The sequence below is a fragment of the Pseudomonas fluorescens genome (genome assembly GCF_902497995.1).
Taxonomy (GTDB): Bacteria; Pseudomonadota; Gammaproteobacteria; order Pseudomonadales; family Pseudomonadaceae; genus Aquipseudomonas; species Aquipseudomonas fluorescens_BK.
In genome coordinates this window covers 1-500 of sequence record NZ_CABVII010000087.1, presented here as the reverse complement: position 1 = coordinate 500, position 500 = coordinate 1, and the positions used below count along the sequence as shown (strand labels likewise).

Below are 500 nucleotides of genomic sequence, written 5' to 3'. Positions count from 1 at the left end.
ACACCAGACCGGTCAGCGCCTGAGTGCGCGTTGGGCGCGGGATGCGATGATTCCGTTGCACGACACCGTGACGAGCGGGGTGTGACATGAGCACGCTCGCGATGACTGCATCGCCGCCGTTGCGCCGGTTTTCCAACCTGCTCTACCGCAAGCCCAACCTGTACTTGTCGATGCTGCTGGTGCCGCCGCTGCTGTGGTTTGGCGCGATCTACCTCGGCTCGCTGCCGGTGCTGTTGTGGCAGGGTTTCTACACCTTCGACGACTTCACCATGGCGGTCACCCCTGACCTGACCCTGGCGAATTTTGCCGCACTGTTTCAACCGTCGAACTTCGACATCATCCTGCGCACGCTGAGCATGGCCATCGTCGTGTCGATCGCCAGCGCCATCGTCGCGTTCCCGATCGCCTATTACATGGCGCGCTACACCACGGGCAAGACCAAGGCGTTTTTCTACATCGCGGTGATGATGCCGATGTGGGCCAGTTACATCGTCAAGGCG

At 61.2% G+C, this 500-nt stretch carries 1 pseudogene; it reads left to right on the top strand.

Going from position 1 to position 500, the window contains the following annotated elements:
* Positions 1–101: 101 nt before the first annotated feature.
* Positions 102–500: pseudogene (locus tag F8N80_RS31045) on the top strand (ABC transporter permease); the annotation flags it as partial.